The organism is Photobacterium chitinilyticum (genome assembly GCF_004104355.1).
In the GTDB taxonomy this organism is placed as follows: domain Bacteria; phylum Pseudomonadota; class Gammaproteobacteria; order Enterobacterales; family Vibrionaceae; genus Photobacterium; species Photobacterium chitinilyticum.
In genome coordinates this window covers 1-318 of sequence record NZ_RJLM01000293.1, presented here as the reverse complement: position 1 = coordinate 318, position 318 = coordinate 1, and the positions used below count along the sequence as shown (strand labels likewise).

Here is a 318-nt window from a genome sequence, read left to right as displayed (position 1 = left end):
CATTCGGAAATCCCAGTCTCAAGTGATTTTTACTATCTAAACTGGGCTTATCGCAAGTTAATACGTCCTTCGTCGCCTCTGACTGCCAAGGCATCCACCGTGTACGCTTAGTCACTTAACCATACAACCCCAAGAGGTTTCGTATGGCAAACAACCAAGGTTCACTCTCTCGTTAAAGAGAATAATTTGTTTTCGCCGGACTCTACACAAGACACTTGAATGTGTTTGTTTTGAGAACTCGTATCTTCTCTCGAAGATACTATTGTAATCCAACTCGTTGAGTTGAATTTACTAGTCAGCTTTCCAGATTGTTAAAGA

The 318-nt window shown here is 41.2% G+C and carries 1 rRNA gene; it reads right to left on the bottom strand.

Annotated features, from left to right (window positions below):
- Window positions 1-121 (bottom strand): 23S ribosomal RNA (locus tag EDI28_RS26810); the annotation flags it as partial.
- Window positions 122-318 lie beyond the last annotated feature (197 nt).